This is a genomic window from Paenibacillus motobuensis (genome assembly GCF_039521865.1).
Classification (GTDB): Bacteria; Bacillota; Bacilli; order Paenibacillales; family Paenibacillaceae; genus Fontibacillus; species Fontibacillus motobuensis.
In genome coordinates this window covers 103687-127944 of sequence record NZ_BAAACX010000006.1, presented here as the reverse complement: position 1 = coordinate 127944, position 24258 = coordinate 103687, and the positions used below count along the sequence as shown (strand labels likewise).

The following is a 24258-nucleotide window of genomic DNA, read 5'->3' as shown; positions in this document are numbered from 1 at the left end:
GTACTTTCATTGTAAGAAAGCTGACTCTGCCTCATAAGAAATAGAAATGTGCATTTTGGAACGAATTTTACTTTTTGCTGCAGTATTTGGATTAGGGCATCTACAGACAAAAAAAGCTTCCATAGTTATGGAAGCTCATTGTTAAAAATGACTAGTACTTGTCCACCACGGCCCCCAACACAGCTCCACGAACATAAGCTTTGTTGGTCAAGCTCTTCAATTGTTCAGCCGTTCCTGTCACTACAACACCAATAATTCTAACATCGTTTGAATCAGGTTCTGCCTTATCTCGCTTTAGATAATCGTATATACGACTATACTCCGAGTAATACTTTCCTTTCTGCATCAGTCCATTCTGCAATGATTTAATAAAATCATTAACCTCAGCATGATCATAATCCCATCTCACACCAAATCCGAATATAGATCTCGCTTCTTCTGGAATCGCATAAGACATGTTACCATTTCCATCTTTATATGGCTTATACCTATCTTTATTGTTGTACGTGTCCACCCAATACCACACCTGCTTAAGCCCCTCAGGAAGCATTGATTTCACTTCCTCTAAGGAATAACTCTTGTCAAAAGAAATCCCCATCTCGACTAGCTTCCCTGGATCCATTTCTGATAAAGAGGGTAGGTCATTGAGTATTTTTTCATTATAATTAATCTCGGGTATATAGAACATCATCTCACGTTGCCCATTCGAACTATTAAAGGTCCTATTGTATTCATATTTGGCATCAGACATAACTTGGTCAGGAACAGGAATGTTAGAATAACTTTGGTTCGTACTTCTCACTGACATATTCAGATCCAAATTATAATCAACCTGCCTTGCATCCCAGGGAATGGGTACACCTCCGATGACTTTATATCGATGAATTTCAAGTTTACCCGATAGAAATCCCCTTTCTTCGGTATAGTAAGATTCAAATAAATTTGGCCCGGTGATCTGTTGGAAATTTTCTTCTTGCTTAAATACTTTGGTAAACATATAATTAGTCACCTGTGCGTTGCCAATGATTCCTCCGAGTAGGACAACCACTGTCACAACCAGTGAAATGATAATGTTACGAATCATCGTTCTTCTCTTCGCCCTTTTTATTACTTTAGTTAAATTCTTATCCTCTTCTTGATCTTCCCATGGTACGGTCATTTAACATCACCTCTATACATTTTTTGAAATTGTTTGCGAGCGCGATATAAAGTTGCCTTAACGATCTCGACTTTAATGCCTAAAGCGTCGGATATTTCTAAGTAGGACATGTCTAATTCATACTTCATAATAAGTAGCTGTCTGTGCAGGGGCTGCAGTACGGAGAGAATACGTTCAATATCTTCCCGTCTCTCCTGCTGTAACAGCTTATCCTCTGGTAATTCTAAATCCGGAACCTCTATCGATTCATCGAATAATTGAAATCGCTTGTTGCGTCGGCACAGATCATAATAGCGATTAATCGCTACCTTATACATCCATGCACTGAACTTACTAGCCTCGATCGAATCCAAGTACAGAATCGCTTTATACACGGTATCCTGAACAACATCCTCAGCGTCGGCGCAAGTGGCCCCAAGTCGGATTAAATATTTTTGGATCTCCATCATTTTTGGTTTCAGTATCTGATGCAGCTGCCCGGGCTCCATCATGCACCTCCTTTCAGATGTATAACGCCTGGATCGTGCAAATGTTATTCGTGATTTTGTAAAAAATATAGCCACCCATTATACATGACACAGTCGCAAAGCAGATACAACAAAAAAACGCCCGCAACTTGTTCGCTGCGAGCGTTTCGTATTTAAATATTCAGATAGTAACCATCTGAATCAAGATTCTGATACGACCGTAAAGCGTTCATTAAGGTGCTGAGGATGCTCGATCTCATCTACCACCGCAACCGCAAAATCCTCATAGCTGACATAGCTATCTCCTTTGGAGTTGACGAGAAGATGATCCTTCCCTGTCTGGTAAGCTCCGGTCCGTCTGCCGATCGCGAAGTTAGCCGAAGGACTTATAAAGGTCCATTTGATCGAATCGGTTGCTTGCAGAATCTCCAGGTTCTTGCCCTGATTTGATGCCGTCGGAAAGAAAATATCCGGGAACCCTGGAGTGTCCATCACTCGGGTCGTCTTCGCTTCATCCACATACAAGCTGCCTGCCCCGCCAACCACGATCAATCTCGTGTTCGGCGCCCCTTTCATCGCTTCAATCAGTACGTTACCGGCATCCACATGCAGATGCTCCTGACCAGCTGGTGCGCCAAAGGCATTAACTACAACGTCGAAGCTCTTCACATCTTCGGCGGTTAGCTCGAATACATCCTTCTCGATCACAGGCACGTCTTTATTGTCCAATTTGGATGTATTGCGCACAATAGCCGTAACTTCATGTCCACGATCCAGCGCTTCTTTCATAATACGACTGCCTGCTTTACCTGTTGCTCCAACGATTGCGATCTTAGCCATTTTAATTACCTCCATTATTCATGATATTTATATAGTAAGTTCTAACTAGCGATACTTAAGATCATGACTTAACAACGAGACGAATACCGATTCCAAATGGATCAGTGAGTTCAACGAACCCAGCAGCATGCTGATGTGCGACATCGGCATCATGGAGACGTCTCACAATATCTTCAACAGCTTCCTGATCAGGGAGCGTAATTGTGAAGTAACGCAGCCCCGTGGCATCCTCTGGATTCGGAGGCGCCCCGACGCCCGCCCATATATTTAATCCTATATGATGATGATACCCACCGGCTGAAATAAATAATGCATCTTGTCCATAATGGGCTACAATATCGAAGCCCAGAACCTCCGTATAGAACTGTCTGGCCCGGTTCAGATCACCGACATGGAAATGAACATGTCCGATCTTAGTTCCTGCCGGCAGACCACTCCACTCGGCTTGCTCCGATATATCCAGCAATCCCTGGATATCGACAGGGTCAGTGGTCATCTTATATTCGCCCAGTTCGTCTCTCTGCCACGTATCGCGCGGCCGATCGGCATAAATCTCAATACCATTACGGTCTGGGTCATTCAGATATAATGCCTCGCTAACAAGATGATCCCCTTGGCCGACTGGAATTTGATGCTTAATCAAGTTCCGCAGAGCCAGTCCCAGGGACAGCCGATCTGGAACGAGAATAGCAAAATGATATAAACCAGATACACTTCTGCCTTGCAGTATGTGGAATCGCTCGCTCTCTTCTAGAACAAGCAGAACCGTCTCTCCATCAGCGGTAAGCTCAGCGAGATGCCCCTCTCGGCGCAACAACTGGAGCCCAATAACTTCCTGATAGAAACGCAGCGAACGGTCTAAATTCGTGACCTTTAATCTTACAATTCCGATCTCTGCCTTAGGATGAATCGTTGCTTTCATTTCTATCCCTCCTTCTATCTATAATTATTTAATGTAATCGCATTGGTTACAATACCTGTAATCATTATAGTTACAACTCATTTTATTGTCAATCATTAATTTGAACGAATATCTATCGTGCAAACAAAAAAGGAACTTTATAGCCAGCGCTATTTCAGTTCCTTCTTATTATGGGTTAACAATTAGTGATATATATTTCTCAAGAAACCCACATAGGTCACGATGAAGTATACAGCGTACAACACTGCGAACACAAATACCGCCAACAGATAATACCAGAAAATCCCCGCTTGAATACCTGTGTAATAAACAAACCGCTCGCTGGCAAATAAGCCGATGAACATGCTAAGTACAATGGATATGAGGAATGGACACAAATAGTACACGCCCAATTGCTTCAGAACAACCCGATCCGTCTCTTTTCTGCTCAATCCCAACTGCTTCAAAATGGAATAACGGAATTTATACTTCGATGAATCACTAAGCTGCTGGACTGCTAGAATGGTCAAAGCAGCACATAGAAAAACAATCCCGACGTAAGCCAATACAAATGCGATAGATACTAGAGCTAATCCTACCTCTACAATATCGTTATCCCTTACTAGTACCAGTGAGGAATAGCTTATGATGCTATTACTGCCTTGTCCATGTTGAAATGTAGAGTTAAAACCTCCAATTTCGTTCAATAATGATGGTCGAATGGAAAGCAGGCGCTCGCTTAAACCGGCTGGTGCTTGGCCCTTAATACTTACAGCCAATAAGGAATAATAAGGGTCCATCGACTTCAAATATTGGTCGGGAACAACAATAAGATAGTCTGCTCCGTTCATTCCATTTTGAGAAAGTGGCTCGGTGAATGTCCCCTTATAAGTAAGAGTCTTGTTGTCAATAAGTGAACCACTTGCGGCGAGCTCTTCCAAATACGGCTTTACTCTTTCGATACTTTGAATCAAATAGCCGTTATCAGCCAGTTCCACGGTTTCGTATCCGAGCATGGACCGAATATAATTATAATCACTAATGCCAATATAAGTATCATAGCCAAAATAGGAGCCGCCTAGATCATCCTGCCATGTGCCGTCTACATGTTCATAAAGATACTGGTTGATGTGATCTGTACCATTCTCATATATATTATAACTATGCTGGTCTTCGATTGCTGAATCTTCTGAGATGATGTTTAGTTCATCACGGAAGTCATAATTTGTATCCTCATTGAAAACCAACACATCGAATGCCAAGCTTTTCCCTAGCTCTTTGTTCTGATAATCGGTAAACATCATGACGACCATCCATGCAAGCAACGCTGTTGTAAACAGGATCGTCAACGTTCCCATCGTAAAACGCATCGTTTTAATTTTTGAAGACAACTGACGAAATACAAAAATGTTTGCCTCTTTGTATATCCCCTTGTGCTGTTTTTTAATGTAACTGAGAAAGAACGAGGATAGCCCTATATACAACAGATAGATCGCTGCAACCAGGCCAGCAATATAAAACCATACTGATCCTAAGCTCATGTTGGAAGTAAGTGCAAGCAAGTTAAATAGAATGATATAGGCTATAGAGATGAATACGAGCAGCTTTTTCCATGTGTTTTTTTCATTTTTGACGAGCTCATTATGTTTATCCATGGAGATCAAGCTGTTTATCGTCATCTTCTTGAATTTCCGCTTTACTCTGAACAATGCCAATACATAAGCAGAAAAGAACAAACCGAAGGTCAGTAGCAGGTTCCAGAGACTGAAGTCAGGTGAAATGTGATATTCAGCATTTACAATAGAATAGAATATATTAGTAAATGCAATCTGGAAAAACATCCCGGGAATGAATCCGGCAAGCAAAGAAATAAACCCAAGAATCATGTTCTCCCTCAGGAAAATAGAAGCGATCTGTTTCTTATTCATGCCTAGAAGCAAATACGTTCCAAATTCCCTGCTGCGTTTTTCCATCATAAAGTTTACCATGTAATGAATTAGCCATATGACGATGATGATGATGAAAAAGGATGCCAGGCCAACAAAGGTGATAAATATACCAAATTCCCGATAGACATCCTTCATATCCTGGGAGAACATCATGCCATTGAAGGCAAACATAAGCGAAGCTACAATAGCCATGGTCACGATGTAAATAATGTAGTCTTTCGAGGACCTCTTGACATTACGTAGAGTGAGTTTACTCAGCATCTGAGACGTCACCTCCTGTAAGGGAGAGAACATCCAGAATTTTATTTAGGAACTCACGTCTTGAATCATTACCTTTGACTAGTTCATGAAATATTTCACCATCCTTCAGGAACAAAATACGCTTGCAATAGCTGGCAGAAAATGAATCATGCGTAACCATCAAAATGGTAGCATCCATACGTTCATTCATCGCTGTAAAAGTGTCTAACAGCATCGTAGCAGATTTGGAATCAAGCGCTCCTGTTGGTTCATCTGCAAGGATCAGCTTCGGTTCATTGACCAAGGCTCTTGCACAGGCGCAACGCTGCTTCTGTCCGCCTGACACTTCATACGGAAATTTATCTCTGATTTGATAAATACCTAGCTGTTCCATCGTTTGTTTAGATTTTATATGGATTTCTTTTTTTCCTTTTCCTTGTAATGACATGGCCAGGACAATGTTTTCTTCAATCGTCAGGGTATCTAGAAGATTAAAATCCTGAAATACAAAACCAAGATTATGTTTGCGAAATTCTGCTAGCTTCTCTTCGTTCAGCGTCGTTATGTCCTGGTTCTCAAAATAAATATGACCAGAGGTCACCGTGTCAATCGTTGAGAGCATGTTCAGCAAAGTGGTTTTGCCTGAGCCTGAAGGACCCATAATTCCAATAAATTCGCCGGAATTGATATCAAAGCTGACTCGATTCAGAACTTTTGTAATGTTTGCCTTGGTCCCGTAATATTTCTCTACATCACATACTTTAATCAATCCACTCACCTGTATCTCATTCCTTTCGTAACGGATAACACAACTATAGTCTTTAGCATTCTTATGTTGTATATCGTTATCTTTCACTAATCTTTCAGTTTTGAAAGAAAAGAGTGTTTAGGAAAGAGCAGAATGATCTCTGTAAATTCTCCTTCTAGGGATTGGGCGCTGATTTCAAGTCCTAGCTTATTGCAGAGCTTCTGGCAAAGATACAGTCCAATCCCCGTGGATTTGCCTCTGTTCCGCCCATTGGAGCCAGTAAAGCCTTTCTCAAAAATACGCGCCTTGTCTCCTTCGGGTATGCCCATTCCGTTATCCCGAACCGTCAATTTGATTCCGCTATGTATCGTCTCGGCATGAAATAATATCATACCGCCGTTTTCATTCTTATATTTCATAGCATTGAGCAGAATTTGTCCCAAAATAAATTCCAACCATTTGCCATCGGAAAATACAGTAATACGATCACATTCTACCTTGGCGCTCATTTGATTCTGGATCATTAAGTACTTATTTTTCTTCAGCACATTCAATATTACAGCCTCTAATTCCGTTTCCTTGATGATGTAATCTTTGTATACCTGGTCCGACCTGGCATAGAATAATGCCTGTTCTACATCGTTATCCAGTTCGGTTAAATATCTTTCTATGCGCCTACTGTTATCCTGTTCTTGATTATGGCAGGCAAGTCGTATTCCGGTGATCGGAAGTTTAACCTCATGAATCCAGCCTTCGATAAATTCACGATAATCCTGCTGCTCATTCTCCAGCTGATAGATCCGCTCCACCACTGCTCGGTTGGATCTTCTGAGTATTTCCCGATAAAGCTGGTCCTCTAGACGCCATGAATGATCCATGAATTCCTGCATAAGATAGGGCTGATCAAGTCCCTCCATTAATGCATCGATCTTGTCAAAATAGCGCTTCCGCTCCACATAGTTCACCACGATCCAAATCAGAAAGATAATCCCCCATGTGACAGCAATAAGAGATAGAGTGACTGAGTTGTTTCCAACTGCAAATAGATAAAGGGACAGAAGAAACACTCCTATCCCATTCATGAGAATCAAGATGATCTTATCTTTCAGATAATTTCCGAAGCTCATATCCGATATCCTACCCCTCTTTTTGTCTCGATAAAGTCAGACACTCCCAATTGCTCCAACTTGCTTCTGACTCTAGTCACATTCACACTCAGGGCATTGTCATCGATAAACACATCGTTATCCCACAGATATTCGATAATATCCAATCTAGGAACGACCTCGCCTTTTCGTTGGAACAGGTAATGCAACAGTTTGAACTCGTTCTTGGACAGTTCTTCCGATTTGTCATCATATATGAACTTGTAGGATCGGAGATCCAACGTAAGTCCTTTATGTATGAGAATCTGCTCCTCGGCTCGCTCACTGTTCTTTGTACGTTTTAAGATGGTAGATATTCTAGCCAGAAGCACGGAGGGGTGATAGGGCTTGGTTATGTAGTCGTCGCCTCCCAGAGAAAAGGCCTGCAGTTCATCGATAGAAGTATTTCTTCCGGTAATAAAAATGATGGGGACATTTGAAAACTTACGAATCCCCGTGCATATCGAGAACCCGCTATAATCTTGAAGGTTGACATCCAGCAGTATTAAATCAGGATGATGAACTTCCACATCACCTGCTGCATTTATAAAGTTTTCTGTACTTACAACTTCGTACCCTGTATTTTTCAGCAAAATCTCTAACTCTTCCCGAATGGATTCTTCATCCTCGATAATCAATACTTTTGCCATTACGATATCTCCTTTCTCTTCACTGAAGGCTTAAGAGAGGTATACATTCAACATATGGAATAACCGACGAAGCCGAAGCCGCGCCGGTTACAAGATTAATTCCAATACACCCCTGTCGCAGGAGGCTGGGTATTTATAATAATTGGATATTGTCGTTCCTTCATTTATCAATCACAGACATTAGCTTCCTTCCCACCGATATCCTCAACGATATCCTGAAGCGTCACCTTGGCCAAAGTATCCTCCATCGCCTTCTGTGCTGCCGAGAAGATCGGCTCGATCGATGTCTGGATATTCCTACCCACCGGGCATTCGGGATTGGGCTTCTCATGCACTGAGAACAGGCCATCCTCTTCCACGACATGCACGGCCCGGTATACGTCAAGCAGGGTGATTTCCGAGATATCGCGAGCCAGTTTGGCTCCGGCTACACCCGGACGCACATTGGCGAGACCGGCCTTGCTAAGCATGCTCATAATACGGCGAATAACGACTGGATTGGTGTTAACACTACCGGAAATATATTCTGAAGTAGAGACGCCATCTTTGTTCAGCTCGAGCAGTGACAATATATGAATAGCCACAGCAAATCTTGAACTGATCGTCATAGAGTATCTCCCCCTTTCGTCATCCATTGTAACAATGATAGTTACACTAACGTAAAAATGTCAATAGTTTGTTGTAAAACGCAACAATCATCCTCATGAATATTCGACCATTATAGTCGATCCAGTAAAATCATCATATGCTCCAGCAAGGAGGCAAAGTCGTCCGCGATCTCCTCACCGAATTTGCGGTGGAATTGAAGCGACAGCTTCAGTAGATGTGGAGCCTGCTTATCCCCATAGGTCGTTCTGATCTCCAGCTTCGGCTGGTAGCTAGCGCCCCATATCTCCTCGACCAAGCGGGCTATCTGCTTGCATTCTTCCTCAGGATCATGAATCGGAATAAAGAATACAGGCTGGATCGAGCATCCCGGTTTATGACTGTCTAGCTCCAGTATTTCGCTAGCTAAATCCGCTGTATCGGCCCACAAACGGAGCTCCGCATGAATATGCTCCTTCTCCGGCAGACAGAATCGCAGTGAGTAATAGCGTGACATCGTAGACAATTCTATGCGATCATGGCGACCGATGACCAGAACCTGTCCACTCAGGTCTAGATCATATACGGCTCCCTCCAGCACAACCTTCAAATTTTCAAATATTGTCGGGTCAAACATTTTATGCAACGACTCCCTCTCTAATCGAGACGCCCTTCCGTCCCGCAGTCTCCATCCTTCCTATTATACATTGTGCAGCAGCATTCTACATTAACCAGCTTGTCCCCAGAAAAAAAGAGCACGGCACGCCCCGTCTAATAGGCGATAGTACTCTTTTGTCCGATCTATACACTTAACTTCCATTGCTGAAGTGAATGATTATTCGTAGACAATCATATCACGGAGTTGCTTGGCTAAATCAATGAACGGTCCTTCGGATAGATTATCAAATCCGAGATGGTTGGCTCGCAAGCTTAATAACCGATCCCCTGGAGTAACGCCGAATTGCTTCCATGTCTCCTCCGGCAGGCGTATATACCGATCCTTGTCCAGATACGCCCAGCAGAACAGCCGATGCTTAAAAGTAACGGCTTCACCCGCAGGAATTGTAAAATTCTGTACCTGTGGCACATTATTAAAAATTGCAGCGAGCGGAGAATTGGAGATTCTCTCCTTGCAGAGTACGCTGAAGCCTTTCAGTGTATTCCGGCCAGACATTAGAATGACGTTGGATTCAGTAGTAATATAGTATTCCTGCAGGGCTTGATCCGACAGGCAGAAGGAGCCGTCAGGGAGTATTTTGCTCCAGGCGTAGAAGTACTTCCCAGCTTTGGCGGTAACCGCCATAATTATCATCCCCCCGAGAGATAATTCGATTAAGTTAGTTCAAAATCGTTCACTTTTGAACACATACTATTTAGTAAATTAATCATCTCTTATGATGCGGGGATGGAGATATGATATTGATCACGGTTACATGATAAAAAGCTCACACCTGATTTATAATTTATGGATGTTGTACACTTTAAAGGCACGAATAGCAATTATTTTCATCATCATATATACAGGTATGGCCAGCAGCATCCCTAGAATTCCGGCAAAATCACCGGCAATCAGCAACAGAATAATCGTTGTCAATGGATGGATATTAATGGTCCTGCCGTAAATATAGGGCGAGATCAAATTCGCCTCGATCTGATGCGACACTACTACGACTACAATGACCCATATCACCATAGCCGGAGAAATAGTAAAGGCAACAATGACGCTAGGTATCGCTCCCAGCAATGTTCCAAAATAAGGAATAAAGCTAAATAGGCCCATGACTAATGAGAGCATTAGTGGATAAGGCAGGCCAATAATCCAGAATCCAATTAGGCTCATCACGGTAAGAACAACGGCGTCGATCATTCGTCCTGCAATAAAGCCTCGCAGCATGCCATCAATTTCCTGCAGTACCTGGTCCCCGTCTTCACGGTACTTGGATGGAAGCGCACTGACTAGCATCGGTCTGACCCGACGATCTTCCTTCAGCATGTAATACAGCATAATCGGCACCGTTCCGACTACGATCACAAAGTCATTCAAGAAGCTAAAAACATGCGATATATATCCGCTGGCTGCTTGAATCGCTGAGTTGGCATACTCCATCAGCTTGTTCGTGATCGATAGATCCGATTCATTGAACATGGAGAAATAACGGTTCTCCCGGATTTCGTTCATTTGTGCTTGTAGTCCGTTAATCAGCTTCGGCACATTATTAATGAACTCGGTAATCTGATGTTCTAGTGGTGGCCAGACAACGACCAGAAAGACCGTAATTACGCCCGCGAACATGAGGTAGATCAACAGAATCGATAGAATCCGGTTCATGCGCTTCTCTTCCAAATAGATAACGATCGGGCGCAGCAGATAATACAAGAAAGCAGAAATCGTCAGCGGTACGATCAGAATTTGAACCAAGGTAACAATTGGATTAAATATAAAACTGACCTTGGATAATAAATAAATGATCGTTAGCGCCATAATAATACCGAGACTTCTTCGGTAATACGGTTTATCCATCAAGGGCTGTCACCTCAGTCCTTTCGCAGAATTACCCTATTCTTCTACTGAATATGTATTCCAGGCTGCATCTAGCAAGCCATCGAACCATTCGTCATCCTGCTCGATCCGTTCATCTACTGCTAGAAGCTCTTCTTCAACTCCTGACTCCTTCGCATAATGAAGACTGTAGTCCCAGTCCCGGCTATTTTTACTGAAAAATGTGATCTCATAATTCGCCTTATGTGCGTCAACCTCAAAAATCGTCTTGCCTACATAAGCCCCATCTTCATCTTTACGCATCTCGGATTGTAGTATTTTGAAATTCATTATGGTTTGCTCCTTTATTCATTGGATTCGATATTCCCATAGGTTTCAATTATAATCATTATTCGAGGTAGAAGCACCTCCTTACTGCAATATCGTAACATTTTTTTGTCCAATAGCAATAATCACGATGATGAGGTGAAGATTCATTGTCACAGCGAAAAAAAGCACCCCGCTCTCTGACACCTGCGGAAATCTTATCCTACGGCTTCGGCATTATTATTATCATTGGCGCATTCCTACTGTCTCTGCCCATTTCCTCCGTGAAAGGGCATAAGTTGAATTTGGTAGACGCCTTCTTCACAGCTACCTCGGCGACCTGTGTAACCGGACTAGCTGTGGTAGATACTGGCGTTCATTTTACATTGTTCGGTCAGATCGTTATCCTCTTGCTTACCCAACTGGGTGGGCTGGGCTTTATGACCTTCGGAACGTTAATTGCTCTTGCCCTGAACCGACGGATTACACTCAAGGACCGACTCGTGCTGCAGGAAGCAATCAATTACAATTCCATGGACGGCTTGCTCGCACTGATTCGCCGTGTCGTCTACTATACGATCACGATTGAAGGAACCGGGGCTCTGTTGCTGGCGGCCAGATGGGCTATGGAGATGCCGCTTGGCAAAGCCATTTATTTCGGCATCTTCCACAGTATATCGGTATTCAACAACGGTGGATTTGATCTGTTCGGGTCCTATTACAGTTCCAGCGGATTTGGCAACTTTCGCAATGATCTATATATCAATATCGTTGTAATGATACTTATTTTCCTCGGCGGTATAGGATTTATCGTCATTCATGATCTGCTGCAGTATCCTAAATCCAAAAAATTATCTCTGCATTCGAAGATTGTATTGACAATGTCGGGTTATCTGATCGCGATCGGTGCGCTCGTTATTTTCGCTATCGAGATATTCAATCCCGCTACCCTGGGAGAATTGCCGCTAGGTCAGCAAATATCAGCAGCCTTCTTCCACTCCATCAGTTCCAGATCCGGAGGGGTTAGTACAGTGGACGTCAGCAGCATGAGCCACTCCACACAATTCTTCATCGTGCTGCTTATGTTTATCGGTGCGGCACCTGGTTCGACTGGCGGTGGGATCAAAGTCACCGTCTTTGCGATTCTGCTCGGGGCGGTATATTCCATGATCCGCGGCAAGCAGGACATCGTCTTCTTCAAAAAGCGATTGCCCCAAGAGTCTATTCTGCGTGCTATTACGCAGACGTTCATGGCCCTGTCTCTGGTCATTTCCGTATCGATGGTATTGTCTGCACTGGAGGATAGGGAACTTCTTCCCCTTCTATTCGAGACGACCTCCGCCTTCGCAACGACGGGCCTTAGTCTCGATCTGACGCCAAAGCTAACCATGATTAGCAAAATTATACTCTGCTTCGTTATGTTCATCGGACGGATTGGACCTTTGACACTAGCCTACGCGATAAGGCCGAAGCCTAAGAAAGATCTCTTGCGCTATCCGGAAGGGAAAATTACCATTGGTTAAATAAATTGCGTTTCTTGTTGGATAGTAACGGTAATTCGTAGTATGATAATAGAATAACCCTTTTTTAATTGGAGGAGTAACTATGGCTATTGAGAATTTTCAAGAGAAACTGCAGAAGTATGCCGAGCTAGCTGTAAAAATCGGTGTAAATGTGCAGAAGGGCCAGGCCCTGGTCGTCAATGCTACTATTGATTCTGCAGAACTTGTGCGTATTATCGTGAAACAGGCCTATGAAGCAGGGGCCAGAACAGTCAAAGTGAACTGGAGCGATGATACGATTACCCGCCTTCGTTACGACATGGCTGCTGAAGAATCGTTCCTGGACGAGCCTAAATGGTACGCCGGTGAAATGCTTGAACTCGTAGAGAACGGCGCTGCTGTGCTTCACGTCATCTCCTCTGATCCGGACCTTCTTAACGGCGTATCGACAACACGGATAACAAACCATCAGAAGACATACGGAGCTGCAATGAGCAAGTACCGTGCATTACAAATGGCGGATAAATTCAGCTGGTCCATCGTTGCTGTACCTTCCCAAGCTTGGGCCGCTAAGGTATTCCCGGACTTGCCTGAGGACAAGCAGGTTGAAGCGCTGTGGGAAGCCATCTTCCGTACGGTTCGCCTCGATCAGGCTGACCCTGTCGCAGCATGGCGCGAACATATCAAGACATTGTCAGAGAAAGCTGACTATTTGAACAACAAGAAATACAAGAAATTGCATTATATCGCACCAGGGACCGATCTGACGATCGAACTGCCAAAAGGACATCTATGGGTTGCTGCCGAGAGCATCAATGCTCAGGGCAATACGTTCCTGGCCAATATGCCAACGGAGGAAGTGTTCACCGCTCCGCAAAGAGATGGTGTTAACGGCATCGTATCAAGTACGAAGCCGCTAAGCTACAATGGCAACATTATCGACGGCTTCAAATTAACATTTGAGAACGGCCGGATCATCGACAGCTCTGCTGAGGTTGGCGAATCCGTTCTGAAGCATCTGATTGAACTGGACGAAGGCTCCCACTATCTGGGTGAAGTGGCGCTGGTCCCTCATGGTTCGCCGATCTCCCAATCGGGTATCCTGTTCTACAACACGCTGTTCGACGAGAACGCCTCGAACCATCTGGCGATCGGCAACGCTTATGCCTTCAACCTGGAAGGCGGCAAAGCAATGAGCAAGGATGAGCTATTTGAAGCCGGATTGAATTCCAGCTTCGCCCATGAAGACTTCATGGTCGGCTCCGGCGAGATGGACATCTTCGGAGTAACCGAAGACGGCCAAGAGGAACCGATCTTCAAGCAAGGCGCTTGGGCGTTTTAATAGTGATCCTTAGCCGTGTACATCACATGGTGCGCAGCAGAAAGGGGTTGTCTCCAAAGTCGATTGTCCGACTTGGAGACAACCCCTTTTTCGCGTCAAAGGCGGGGACAAAACGGGGACATCCCCGTGTTACGCCGGATCACCCGGACATTTTTGACCGCTTGGTACGCTTGATAGGTGCGATAAGTCCGATGAGTGCGATGGGTGTGATGGGTGCGATAAGTCGGTAAGTGCGGTAACTGCGGTAACGGTAATTCCAAGTTTCCTACGCATAAACTTGCTTAATTTCATTATGCTGCTGCAGAAATCACAACCCTTATTTCGGATAAATAAGGCCATTTGATTTCTAACGGAACTAAATTCTAAATTCTGATAGAAACTTCTAGTTTTTTGTTGTACACGTTTTCTATAAACGAAGGACACGATGAAATGATCACCGTGCCCTTCATTTATCTATGGTCTAAGCGCCTGCTTCTTCCAATGGAATAAATTCCTGCTTCAGCAATTTGACGCGTGAAATTCTCTTGTTGTCAGTTTCCTCTACGATGTATATACAACCATCATATTCCACAGTTTGACCGACCTGAGGCGGCAATACTTCAATTCTTGAATAGAGCCATCCACCAATCGTATCATAATCATCAGAGTCCAGTTCTAATCCGAAGCGATCATTTATGGAATCGATCAGCATCAGACCGTCAATGGAGAACACATCCTCCTCGATTTGTTCAATACCTGGTCGCTCCTCATCAAATTCATCCTGGATTTCCCCAATGATCTCCTCAATGATGTCTTCCAGTGTCACAAGACCGGAGGTTCCGCCGTATTCATCAATCAGAATCGCAATCTGACATTTGCCGCGCTGCATCTGCTTCATCAAATTGCTAATCGGCATGGACTCAGGAACAGCCATAATCGGACGAATCAAATGATGATAGTCATCCGAACTAGAGCGTATCAGATCTTTAATATGAATGAAACCAATAATATGGTCTTTATCTTGATTACATACAGGATAACGAGTGCGAGTACCCTCCAGAGCAATCTGTAAATTCTCATCCATCGAATTTTGGGTGTAGAGACAGATCATCTCGGTACGTGGAATCATAATCTCTCTTGCCGTTGTATCGGCAAATTCAAAAATATTGTCAACCAGCGACATTTCCGTGCTATCAATCAGTCCACTCTCGCTGCTCTCCTTCATCATTACACGGATCTCCTCCTCCGTATGCAATGATTCCTGTCCGGAGACTGGCGTAATACCGAATAGTCTCAGCAGACCCGCGGACATCGAGTTAAGCAACCACACGGCCGGATACATAATTTTATAAAATATCTTCATCGGCGGAGCAGACAATAAAGTTACTGCTTCGGCCTTGCGCACCGCGATTGTCTTCGGAGCAAGCTCCCCGAGCACAATATGAAATATAGCGATAAGCACAAAAGCCAGCGTTAATGAAGCCGCATGAACCGAGCTCTCGCCCATTCCTGCCCATACGAATACGGGCGTTAGAATCCGGGCCACAACCGGTTCACCAAGGAATCCAAGCCCCAGTGAGCATAATGTAATTCCGAGCTGGCAGGCAGATAAATAGCCTTCCAGATGATTTAACAAGTGCTTGGCAGTTATAGCACTCTTGCGTCCTTCTTCGACCAAAGCGTCAATCCGGCCGCTCCTAATTTTGACGATCGCAAATTCGGCCGACACGAAAAAACCGTTAAGCAAGACCAATAACAACATTAGTCCTAATGAAAAAAGACTCGGTAAAGGGTCAGTCAAGACGTATCCTATTCCCGCTTATTACGGAGAATAGGTGCACCTCCTTCGCGGTATAAAATAATATTGTTGTTTATTACGGTTATATATCGTCAACTCCCCAATGAACTCATCTCCTTTTAAGTCGTTACATCAATTAAATGAGTGTTCAAAAAGGTCGGTTTTCAGCACCGAGAAGGTTGGATAAAGCTAGGGACGAAAGGAGCGGAGCGTAGGCAAAACCTACGTGAGCACCTGCGATGTTTCCGGAGGAAACATAACTTCGTAAGCATCCGCTTAGGCCCAGCTGAATTCAAGATTCGATGTCGAGTAAGCTCTTATTGATACATCGTATCAAAAGTGAACTTTTTGAACTACATCTATAATTATATTATTATACACTACACAGTCAAACCATAGTGTATGACTGGAGTACAGGCGTTTTTTATGAAAAATATCCACCCTATTCTCACGATTCCACAATGTGTAACTCCATAGGAAAAAGGAGCATATCAAAGTCGATTTACCGACTTAGAGATGCCCCTTTCATGTTTAAGCTGATCACTCGGACATTATTGACCGTTAGCGTTAATGCTTTGGTACTCTCCCCTTGTAACGGACGATTATGTCCATTACAAGAGTGAAATGTGGCGAAAATCCACATTTTGTGCTTCTAATGGTCAAAAGTGTCCGTTAGAAGAACGCAGTTGTTCTTTCTTGCTCTAACGGTCATTTTTGACCGTTTGATAAGTGCGTTCACGCTGGTTTTCTAGACAGCTCCTTGCATATTTCACTTATTGCCTCTAGCAGCAGCCTCTTGTAGGAGGTACACTGCCTGAAGCATATGGATATGAATATTTCAGCGGCTCGTCAAAGGTAGCATAATCGAAGTTCACCATCAGGAGCATCGTTCTTACGCCAGTTTGCGGATCGCTAATAATAATATGGTCTCGACCGGCTGCTTCGAGCACGCCCTTGAAGATTTTGGCGTTCCATTCCGAGTTGTTCTCATAAGTCATATAGAATGTGCCGACCTTCCCTAGATTAAGGCGCAATATATTTTCGATAAAGGACTGCTCGAAGGCTGGCGTCTGGGTAGGCACAACGGTTCCCGTTGAAGTCATCGGACTGCCTACTGGAACCTGCGGCGGCATTGTAGAAGTCTGGGTAGTTCCTGTAGACATCGACGAATAGTTCCCTCCTGACGAATAACTACGAGGAACCGCATATCCGGCATTATAACCGGCTGGGCGATAAGGTTGTGTGAACATGAATCATTTTCCTCCTTAAAATGAAATTACAGCAAAGCACTAATATACACTTGGACAATCTTCGCCAGAAGGAGCAAAGAAGCAGTGGGCTTTGAATCTTCCGGTATTCTGCTGGTTATACCAGGTAGCCGGACAATCTCCGGCTGGTCTGAAGAACCATAATGCGTTGCTGGCTGGCCAAGTCCTCTCACCGTTAATCGCCCTCTGGGCCAGACGGATATCGCGATCGCGTGCTCTTTGATAGAAGTAGCCTTTTTGCGTTGCTTCGAAGCCGCCAGGAGACTGAAACACCATATCATCCATACTGCGGATATTCTTGAAATCAAGGCAATCGCCAAGAATCCGATTCACGCCTACGTTCCCTACCATGAGCATTCCGAGCTCGCCTTCGCCTTCAGCCTCAGCGCGCATCAACCTTGCCAGCGTTCTGACATCTGAGGAGTTCGTTTTTATAACCGCCACGTACCGCTCCCCTTTCCTCACTTCTCAACGCTATATCGTATGTGCAATCGCCTATATTGGTGCAACAATAACGAAGAATAATATAATGGTGAAGACATAGATCGGCCAAAAACCTCATCAGTTCTGTATCCGATTTCAATTTTGAATATTTAGTGTCTATTTCTATGGACGCGCTTACATGAATAGCATATACTGTAAATGAATATGGATAAAATACAGCACTTCATATGCGTACTCACCCAGAGCTCCTTCCATAACACCTTTTAGGAGGTTCTCACATGAAAATCGCGATCATTGGCGGTGGACTTGCCGGCTTAACTGCCGCCGCTTACTTATCCAACAGTCCAGACACCGAAGGTACGGTGTTCGAACGCAGCCCGCAAATCGGCGGACGAGCGTTCACTTATGAGAAATCGGGTTTTACATTGAATTTTGGGGCACATGCGGTTTACGGAATCGACAGACACACGCTGCATAATATGGAGAACGAGCTGGGTCTTCAGTTCCAGAGCAAACAGGTCGATAAGCGCAAAGTAGTGTATGCCAAGCATGAGGCTCTCACGCCGGCTCCACTCGACTTTGTTAATATTATGAAGACTGATGTACTCAGCAAGAGGGAAAAGGTCAGATTCATTACTGAAATTGCTGCCGTAATCGGGCATCTCCATCAACTGAAGAACCACCGCACATTGGGAGAGTATCTGGATCATACGAACGCATCCCAGGACGTCAAGGAACTATGGGAGCATCTAGTCTGCTCCAACTTCTTCATCAGTCCAGAGGATGCCCGCCAAGTATCCGGCGAAGTCATCGCTGATTATTATCACAATTTGTTCCTCTCCGGCAGGCCGGTAAGCTATATCCTCGGCAGTTGGTCCACCATCACTAATCAGCTTCGCGGTAAAGTTGAAGCGAATGAGAAGTGGGATATCGCTCTCAAGGAGCCTGTTGAATCCATTCGGATGGAGAATGGCAAGTACATTCTGAACACCAAGAGCCGCGAAGCACTTGAGTTCGACCGAGTCGTCATGGCGATGCCGGTTCAGCAAATAGCCAAGCTGCTCGAAACAACGTCCTGGAATCAGGCGTTCGAGCCGTATAAGAACAATACAGCAAATGAGGTACTCGTATATGATATAGGCCTCTCCAAAGTGGTATCGCGACCGTTCCATTATATAAGTGATATGGACAACAAGCTGTTCATCAGTGATGTGTCGGCTACAGACCATACCGTGGCTCCATCCGGTGGACAGTTGCTGCAGGGCATTGCTTATCTAAATGACGATTCCTTAAGCGAGGACGAGAAGAAGCAGTACCTGGATAACAAGGTTCAGCAGATGGAGAAGTTGTTCGATACGTATTATCCGGGCTGGCGTGAAGTCACCGAAGTCAAACGGATGTCGAAGAAAGCCATGGTATCGAGCGTCAAGAATATCGTTACGAATCGAATGCTACCGCTTCAGCTTCCGGATGTTCCTTTCTTCTTCTGCGGCGACGGTTGCGAGGGCAAGGGAGAATTGGCGGAACGTGCCTTCTCCAGCGGCAGGACGGTAGCCAAGCTGCTCTTATCCCGAACCGAATCTTTAGCGCACTAATCAACTCACATCTATTTTATATAAGTATACAAAAAAGAGCTGTCCGCCCTGGACAGCTCTTAATTTTCTTGTACTATGGAGCCTTAATACTCATGCAGTCCGCGATAAGTTCGACTAAGACGTTCAAATCCATAGTAACGGCTGCCTTGGAACGTCAGCTTCCCTTCGTCTCCCTCTGAGCATTGACCATATTCCTGCCCGCTTACTACAAATTCAAGGCGGTCCCCGCTCTCAACCTCAAAAGTAACGAAGTATTTCGTATCCGAGCGATTCACGGACGTCTCAGTATCATGCCTGTGCGATACCTCGGTCCGCTTGCCTACGATCACTGAAGTCACACTTAGTACAGGCTGTCGGTTATTAGCAAAATAACGTCTAATTCCACTCGCCGAAGTCAGGAGAATCACCCCAAAGATGACGACGAGAAAGATCGGAAAAGCGGTATTCATTACCCCTAGCATTTCAGCCCATGATTCCATTCTTCTCCCTCCTAAGATCAACTCGAGCGGTGCGTTCGCGAGCCCATTGAAGCCCTGTCTTTTCTTATGTATATGCCGTCTTATTTAAAACTTGATATTCGCAAATGTAGGAAAATATGAGATCTTGTCCTAAAATAACAGTAAAAGCCCCCGATCCCTTATTGGAATCGAAGGCTATATTTCTATCGTTCGGCTTATTGAGTTATGCATAGTACATTTGCAGTAATTGACGTGTTTCTTCGGCACCGTCATGTTCTGCTTCCAACATCCCTTTCTGAGCCCAGCAATCTTGGCAAGCTTCTTCAGTAGTACACAGATGAGCGTCTTCACAAGTATAACAGAATTGCAGATATTTACGGGTAGTTTGCTCTTGGTTCATTGTTTTCATGATTACTCACTCCTAAGTTTAATTTTCGTTAGATTCTCTCTTGTTATTTCTTTTCCTCTTTACAAGTTAAATATATCACAAAGCTTTGCACATACATGTGATTATTTTCACAATATTAGATATATCACAAATTTTTTTTATTAAATTTCTTTTCTACTCTACTAACCTCTCTTCCATATAAAAAAGCCAGCACGTACTATAGCACGCGCCAGCTTCTTCCTCCATCCGTCGTCTGCATGAGCAGAGAGCGTTTTCCGTCACTCTTAGCCACAAGCAGCCAGCCGAACTTCGCTGTGAAAAATTGCAACTTTACCACTTGATTGTAAGCTAAATCCGTCATCACATCATGCAGCTTCCCGTTGACCGGTAATGCTGTCCATGTCTTCCCTTGGTTCGTTGTGTGGTATACCGCACCGTTACGGATATTCCAGCCTTCCAAGCTATTGATGAAGAATGGGGCAGCTCCCTTGTTCGTCTCAGTAATCCAATCGATATCAAATGGAGCGTAGGCCCAGGTCTTCCCTCCATCATGTGTAAAATATCCATTATACTTCACAGCATCATCCCGCGAGCATCCAACCGGAATCCAGCCGATATCCGAATTATTGAAGAAAGTAGGTGTCCCCGTTAAAAAGCTGGAACAATTCTTATATTTACTCATATCGAAGAATTGATCGCTCTTATTCCAGGATACCCCCCCGTTCCTCGTCACATAGAACTCTGGGTGTCCGAACTCAATCGCACTAATATATCCCAACTTCTCGCTTGAGAATGTCATGGATACTGAATTGCTCTGAATTGGTGTTGCATTTGTTGCCTCGGGTCCTGTCGGGAATAATGGAGAACTCATCACCTTTATCCAGCTGGCTCCGCCATTATTTGTTAAATACAGCGTTTTCGTTGTATCGTTCTTTTGACTGTTATCAATCGTTAAGATCCAGCCCCGGTCCTCATTAATAAAGAATACAGAAGCAACCTCATTTGCCTTCGGCAAAGAGGTCATCTTCCAGGTAACTCCTCCATCGATCGTCCGAAGTACAATGGCCTCGCCGGACTCGCTAAAATTACGAATAATCCAGCCGTGGGTCGGACTCACAAAATAAATGTCTTTCCCATATTGAGGATTGCTGGAGAATAGTACCGATGTCGCTGGAGATATGTTGGCCCAAGTCTCGCCACTGTCATTCGTCATATACAGACGAAGCTCACTGCGGGTCGTTCCCCAGGCAAGACCTGTGGAATCCCCCAGCAGTTGAAAATCCGTCAACCTAGTCTGAATCTCATATTTTTGTGTCTCATTAGCTGGACTATTCGCAGCTGGTTTACTTCCCACGGAATCCGGGTTAATAACAGTCAAGGTTTGTCCTTCTTCAGAAAGCTCACCCGCTTGATCCTTAGGATCAACTGCAGGCGAATTTGAAGAACAGGCAGTCAGCAGCATACCCGCTACTGTCACAATCACGATTAACGTATACCACCTTCTCAAGAACTAAAACCTCGCTTTCAAATACTCGTCCATTCCTATCATTCTACTACATGATGTCTCTCTATGACTCTTCTATTTCTCACAAAAGCTATATTAAAGAGCTGTCACGGCTTTACAATCTATCATCTTTGGCAAAGTTCAACGAGAAATGTTGGTCAGGCTTGTAGACGGCAAAGGTATAACCTTTACTCTTTAAATAGGAGATCACATCCGGCAAAATCTTGACGGTCTGAGATCTTTCATGCATGAGAATTACTTCTCTATCGCGATGAACCTGCTTCTTCACCTGTTGCAGAATTTTCTCAGGATGCTTCGAATAACTCCAGTCCATTGAGTCAACCGTCCAGTCCCACATCTTGAAGCCAGCATCAACGATATCATCACGGAATTTCTTATCAATCATTGGGGCACTCCCATACGGAGCACGGATTAGCCATGGCGGTGTTCCAATGATATCCTCCATCATTCCTTGTTCCTTCTGGAACTCCTTAATGAATGGACCGCTACCATGATCATACAACTTCTCCTTATCATGAGTCATACTGTGCATACCAATATAGTTGCCTGCCTCATACGCCTTCTTTACTGCCTTCTCGTTGCCCGACAAATTACCGCCAACCATGAAGAAAGTAGCATGGATCCCGTTATCATTAAGTATTTTGACAATCTGTGATGTAAACTTGCCGGGACCATCATCAAATGTTAGATAGACCACTTTCTTGGCGTTATTTTGATCATCTTTCTGGACAGGCTTCTTTGAGGGATCGTTGTTCTTATCCACTGGAGCCTGGTTCTTATCCTTATCTACCTGAGAGTTGTCCTTATCGGAATCTTTAGGGTCTTGGGCCTCTTGATCTTGTTCCGCTTGCTTATCTTTATCATCAGAATTTGTGTCAGAGGAAGGTTTGTCAGAATTTCCATCCATATTTGAAGAATCATCAGGAGGGTTATTACCTTCTTGAACGGCTTCAGGTCCTGAGGAAGTAGAATTGTCCTTCTGACTTTCCAATTGAGGAGATACGACCGTAGCCGATGAACCTGTCTTATCATTCATTAAACTCTTCGATGCAACTACAGATAAAATAATTGCAGCCGACGCCAAAATTATCGCGATAGTAACAATGGGCTTAATTCGACGTTTTCTTTTGTTTCTCGATTTTCTTGATCTCATGATGACTGGATCTTCCGTGTTTCTTGATTTAGACATTCATATCACCGCTGTTCCTATCTTAATTTATATTTATATTAATAGAATAATATATTTAGACTACGCCGTCCTTACAGAATGGTTACAATCTATTACGGCTAAGTAAGTATATCTAAATCACTAGTGAGTAGCCCGCATAAAAAGAGTCGTAATATGACATAATTAAACCATCACCAAGGGTAACGAATCCATGCCGACATCATTTCATTCGACAATATATATTAAAATTTTGTAGTTTAAATCATAACTTTTTGCTTCAAATTTAATCCATTTCATGTACAATGAATGAAGTACGATTTACCGGGTACATACATATATGTACTACTTTTCGAGCCAATAAGGAGTGAAGCAAATGGAACCTAAAGTTTCTTCAAGTAAAGTCGTAATTATCGGTACCGGTGCCGTTGGAGCAACCACTGCCTATACTTTATTGCTTCGGGAACGAGTATCTGAGCTGGTTCTGATCGACGCGAACAAAGAGAGAGCATTAGGTGAAGCTCTTGATATGAACCACGGTCTGCCATTTACAGGCGGTATGAAAATCTGGGCGGGCGATTACAGTGATTGCGCTGGCGCCGACATTATCGTTATCGCAGCCGGAGCGTCTCAGCAACCTGGTGAGACAAGAATCGATCTGCTGAAGCGCAATGCCCGTATTTTTGACAGCATCATCCAGAACATTGTGAAGTACAATACCCATGGTATCATCCTTGTCGCTACGAACCCAGTGGATATTTTATCCTATGTATCCTTGAAGAAGAGCGGTTTCCCTTCCAACCGGGTCATTGGCTCTGGTACTCTGCTTGACAGCGCACGCTTCCGCTATCTGATCGGTGAAGCGAAGGAGATTAATCCGCGCAGTATCCATGCTCATATTATCGGGGAGCACGGAGATTCCGAAGTGCCGTTATGGAGCCTGGCTAATGTGGCCGGAATCGATGTGGAGTTCACAGATGAAGAGCGCGAGCGTATTTTCGAGAGCACCAAGAATGCTGCTTATGAGATCATTAATGCAAAAGGTGCAACCTTCTATGCAATTGCTTTGGCACTCGACCGTATCATCGTCTCCATTCTGAAGAATGAAGCTTCCGTCTTGAATGTCTCTACCCTGTTGAGCGACTACAATGGAGTATCGGATGTATATCTTGGAGTACCTTGTATTGTAGACAGTACAGGCGTACGTGAAGTGCTCAATCTTGAGCTTAACGATGAAGAACTCGCGAAATTTCAAGCTTCTGCGAACAAGCTGAAGGCCGCTATTGCCGAACTCGAACTGTAAA

General features: G+C 44.1%; 25 protein-coding genes. 5 read left to right on the top strand and 20 right to left on the bottom strand.

What is annotated here, in order from left to right; all coding sequences use genetic code 11:
- Window positions 1-151: 151 nt before the first annotated feature.
- The 13 genes from ABD014_RS04425 to ABD014_RS04365 all read right to left on the bottom strand — a co-directional run bounded on the left by ABD014_RS04425 (window position 152) and on the right by ABD014_RS04365 (window position 11514).
- Window positions 152-1159 (bottom strand): anti-sigma factor, encoded by a 1008-nt coding sequence (locus ABD014_RS04425; RefSeq protein WP_343857962.1) that lies wholly within the window; start codon window positions 1157-1159, stop codon window positions 152-154.
- Entirely contained in the window at window positions 1156-1650 is a 495-nt protein-coding gene (locus ABD014_RS04420) for an RNA polymerase sigma factor (RefSeq protein ID WP_343857959.1), read from the bottom strand. Before ABD014_RS04420 ends, ABD014_RS04425 begins: the two co-directional genes overlap by 4 nt.
- A gap of 177 nt (window positions 1651-1827) precedes the next feature.
- Complete coding sequence (locus ABD014_RS04415) at window positions 1828-2466, bottom strand: NAD(P)-dependent oxidoreductase (protein ID WP_379341072.1); 639 nt, start codon at window positions 2464-2466, stop codon at window positions 1828-1830.
- A 61-nt stretch (window positions 2467-2527) separates the two neighbouring features.
- On the bottom strand, window positions 2528-3388 hold the full coding sequence (locus ABD014_RS04410) for a VOC family protein (RefSeq protein WP_343857954.1): 861 nt from the start codon (window positions 3386-3388) through the stop codon (window positions 2528-2530).
- Between the two features lie 182 nt (window positions 3389-3570).
- Window positions 3571-5577, bottom strand: coding sequence for an FtsX-like permease family protein (locus tag ABD014_RS04405; RefSeq protein WP_343857951.1), 2007 nt, complete (start codon window positions 5575-5577; stop codon window positions 3571-3573).
- Window positions 5567-6334 carry an ABC transporter ATP-binding protein gene (locus ABD014_RS04400; protein ID WP_343858328.1) on the bottom strand — a complete coding sequence of 256 codons (768 nt, stop codon included), beginning with the start codon at window positions 6332-6334 and terminating at the stop codon, window positions 5567-5569. The genes ABD014_RS04405 and ABD014_RS04400 overlap by 11 nt, the downstream gene beginning before the upstream one ends.
- Window positions 6335-6411: 77 nt before the next feature.
- On the bottom strand, window positions 6412-7431 hold the full coding sequence (locus ABD014_RS04395) for a sensor histidine kinase (protein WP_343857949.1): 1020 nt from the start codon (window positions 7429-7431) through the stop codon (window positions 6412-6414).
- The gene (locus ABD014_RS04390) at window positions 7428-8099 is read right to left on the bottom strand and encodes a response regulator transcription factor (protein ID WP_343857947.1); all 672 of its coding nucleotides are present in this window, start codon (window positions 8097-8099) and stop codon (window positions 7428-7430) included. The genes ABD014_RS04395 and ABD014_RS04390 overlap by 4 nt, the downstream gene beginning before the upstream one ends.
- A 167-nt stretch (window positions 8100-8266) precedes the next feature.
- Window positions 8267-8707 carry an Rrf2 family transcriptional regulator gene (locus tag ABD014_RS04385; protein WP_343857945.1) on the bottom strand — a complete coding sequence of 147 codons (441 nt, stop codon included), beginning with the start codon at window positions 8705-8707 and terminating at the stop codon, window positions 8267-8269.
- Window positions 8708-8817: 110 nt separating this feature from the next.
- Window positions 8818-9321 (bottom strand): hypothetical protein, encoded by a 504-nt coding sequence (locus ABD014_RS04380; protein ID WP_343857943.1) that lies wholly within the window; start codon window positions 9319-9321, stop codon window positions 8818-8820.
- 198 nt (window positions 9322-9519) lie between these two features.
- Complete coding sequence (locus tag ABD014_RS04375) at window positions 9520-9987, bottom strand: hypothetical protein (protein WP_343857940.1); 468 nt, start codon at window positions 9985-9987, stop codon at window positions 9520-9522.
- Window positions 9988-10140: 153 nt separating this feature from the next.
- Entirely contained in the window at window positions 10141-11205 is a 1065-nt protein-coding gene (locus tag ABD014_RS04370) for an AI-2E family transporter (RefSeq protein ID WP_343857937.1), read from the bottom strand.
- 36 nt (window positions 11206-11241) lie between these two features.
- Window positions 11242-11514, bottom strand: a complete 273-nt coding sequence (locus ABD014_RS04365; protein ID WP_343857935.1) for a hypothetical protein — start codon at window positions 11512-11514, stop codon at window positions 11242-11244.
- A 146-nt stretch (window positions 11515-11660) separates the two neighbouring features.
- Here ABD014_RS04365 and ABD014_RS04360 point away from each other — a divergent pair, with 146 nt between their 5' ends.
- From ABD014_RS04360 to ABD014_RS04350, 3 genes are all read left to right on the top strand, one after another.
- Window positions 11661-13013 carry a TrkH family potassium uptake protein gene (locus ABD014_RS04360; protein ID WP_343857933.1) on the top strand — a complete coding sequence of 451 codons (1353 nt, stop codon included), beginning with the start codon at window positions 11661-11663 and terminating at the stop codon, window positions 13011-13013.
- Between the two features lie 88 nt (window positions 13014-13101).
- Window positions 13102-14334 (top strand): aminopeptidase, encoded by a 1233-nt coding sequence (locus ABD014_RS04355; protein ID WP_343858326.1) that lies wholly within the window; start codon window positions 13102-13104, stop codon window positions 14332-14334.
- Between the two features lie 2 nt (window positions 14335-14336).
- Complete coding sequence (locus tag ABD014_RS04350; RefSeq protein ID WP_343857931.1) at window positions 14337-14564, top strand: hypothetical protein; 228 nt, start codon at window positions 14337-14339, stop codon at window positions 14562-14564.
- 230 nt (window positions 14565-14794) lie between these two features.
- Here ABD014_RS04350 and ABD014_RS04345 read toward each other — a convergent pair whose 3' ends face one another.
- The 3 genes from ABD014_RS04345 to ABD014_RS04335 all read right to left on the bottom strand — a co-directional run bounded on the left by ABD014_RS04345 (window position 14795) and on the right by ABD014_RS04335 (window position 17823).
- Window positions 14795-16075, bottom strand: a complete 1281-nt coding sequence (locus ABD014_RS04345; RefSeq protein WP_343858324.1) for a hemolysin family protein — start codon at window positions 16073-16075, stop codon at window positions 14795-14797.
- Window positions 16076-16893: 818 nt separating this feature from the next.
- Window positions 16894-17361 (bottom strand): spore coat protein GerQ, encoded by a 468-nt coding sequence (gene gerQ / locus ABD014_RS04340; protein WP_343857929.1) that lies wholly within the window; start codon window positions 17359-17361, stop codon window positions 16894-16896.
- Window positions 17362-17400: 39 nt separating this feature from the next.
- Window positions 17401-17823 carry a cell wall hydrolase gene (locus tag ABD014_RS04335; RefSeq protein ID WP_343857925.1) on the bottom strand — a complete coding sequence of 141 codons (423 nt, stop codon included), beginning with the start codon at window positions 17821-17823 and terminating at the stop codon, window positions 17401-17403.
- Window positions 17824-18101: 278 nt separating this feature from the next.
- Between ABD014_RS04335 and ABD014_RS04330 the strand changes: the two genes are divergently transcribed.
- Entirely contained in the window at window positions 18102-19418 is a 1317-nt protein-coding gene (locus ABD014_RS04330; RefSeq protein WP_343857923.1) for an FAD-dependent oxidoreductase, read from the top strand.
- 83 nt (window positions 19419-19501) lie between these two features.
- Here the strand turns inward: ABD014_RS04330 and ABD014_RS04325 are convergent, their stop codons facing one another.
- The 4 genes from ABD014_RS04325 to ABD014_RS04310 all read right to left on the bottom strand — a co-directional run bounded on the left by ABD014_RS04325 (window position 19502) and on the right by ABD014_RS04310 (window position 22825).
- Window positions 19502-19897, bottom strand: a complete 396-nt coding sequence (locus ABD014_RS04325; protein ID WP_251409513.1) for a DUF2500 domain-containing protein — start codon at window positions 19895-19897, stop codon at window positions 19502-19504.
- Between the two features lie 202 nt (window positions 19898-20099).
- Window positions 20100-20285, bottom strand: coding sequence for a hypothetical protein (locus tag ABD014_RS04320; protein ID WP_126998304.1), 186 nt, complete (start codon window positions 20283-20285; stop codon window positions 20100-20102).
- 196 nt (window positions 20286-20481) lie between these two features.
- Window positions 20482-21771 (bottom strand): WD40/YVTN/BNR-like repeat-containing protein, encoded by a 1290-nt coding sequence (locus ABD014_RS04315; RefSeq protein WP_343857915.1) that lies wholly within the window; start codon window positions 21769-21771, stop codon window positions 20482-20484.
- A 112-nt stretch (window positions 21772-21883) separates the two neighbouring features.
- Window positions 21884-22825, bottom strand: coding sequence for a polysaccharide deacetylase family protein (locus ABD014_RS04310; protein WP_343857913.1), 942 nt, complete (start codon window positions 22823-22825; stop codon window positions 21884-21886).
- Between the two features lie 505 nt (window positions 22826-23330).
- Here ABD014_RS04310 and ABD014_RS04305 point away from each other — a divergent pair.
- Window positions 23331-24257, top strand: coding sequence for an L-lactate dehydrogenase (locus tag ABD014_RS04305; protein WP_343857911.1), 927 nt, complete (start codon window positions 23331-23333; stop codon window positions 24255-24257).
- Window position 24258: the final 1 nt, after the last annotated feature.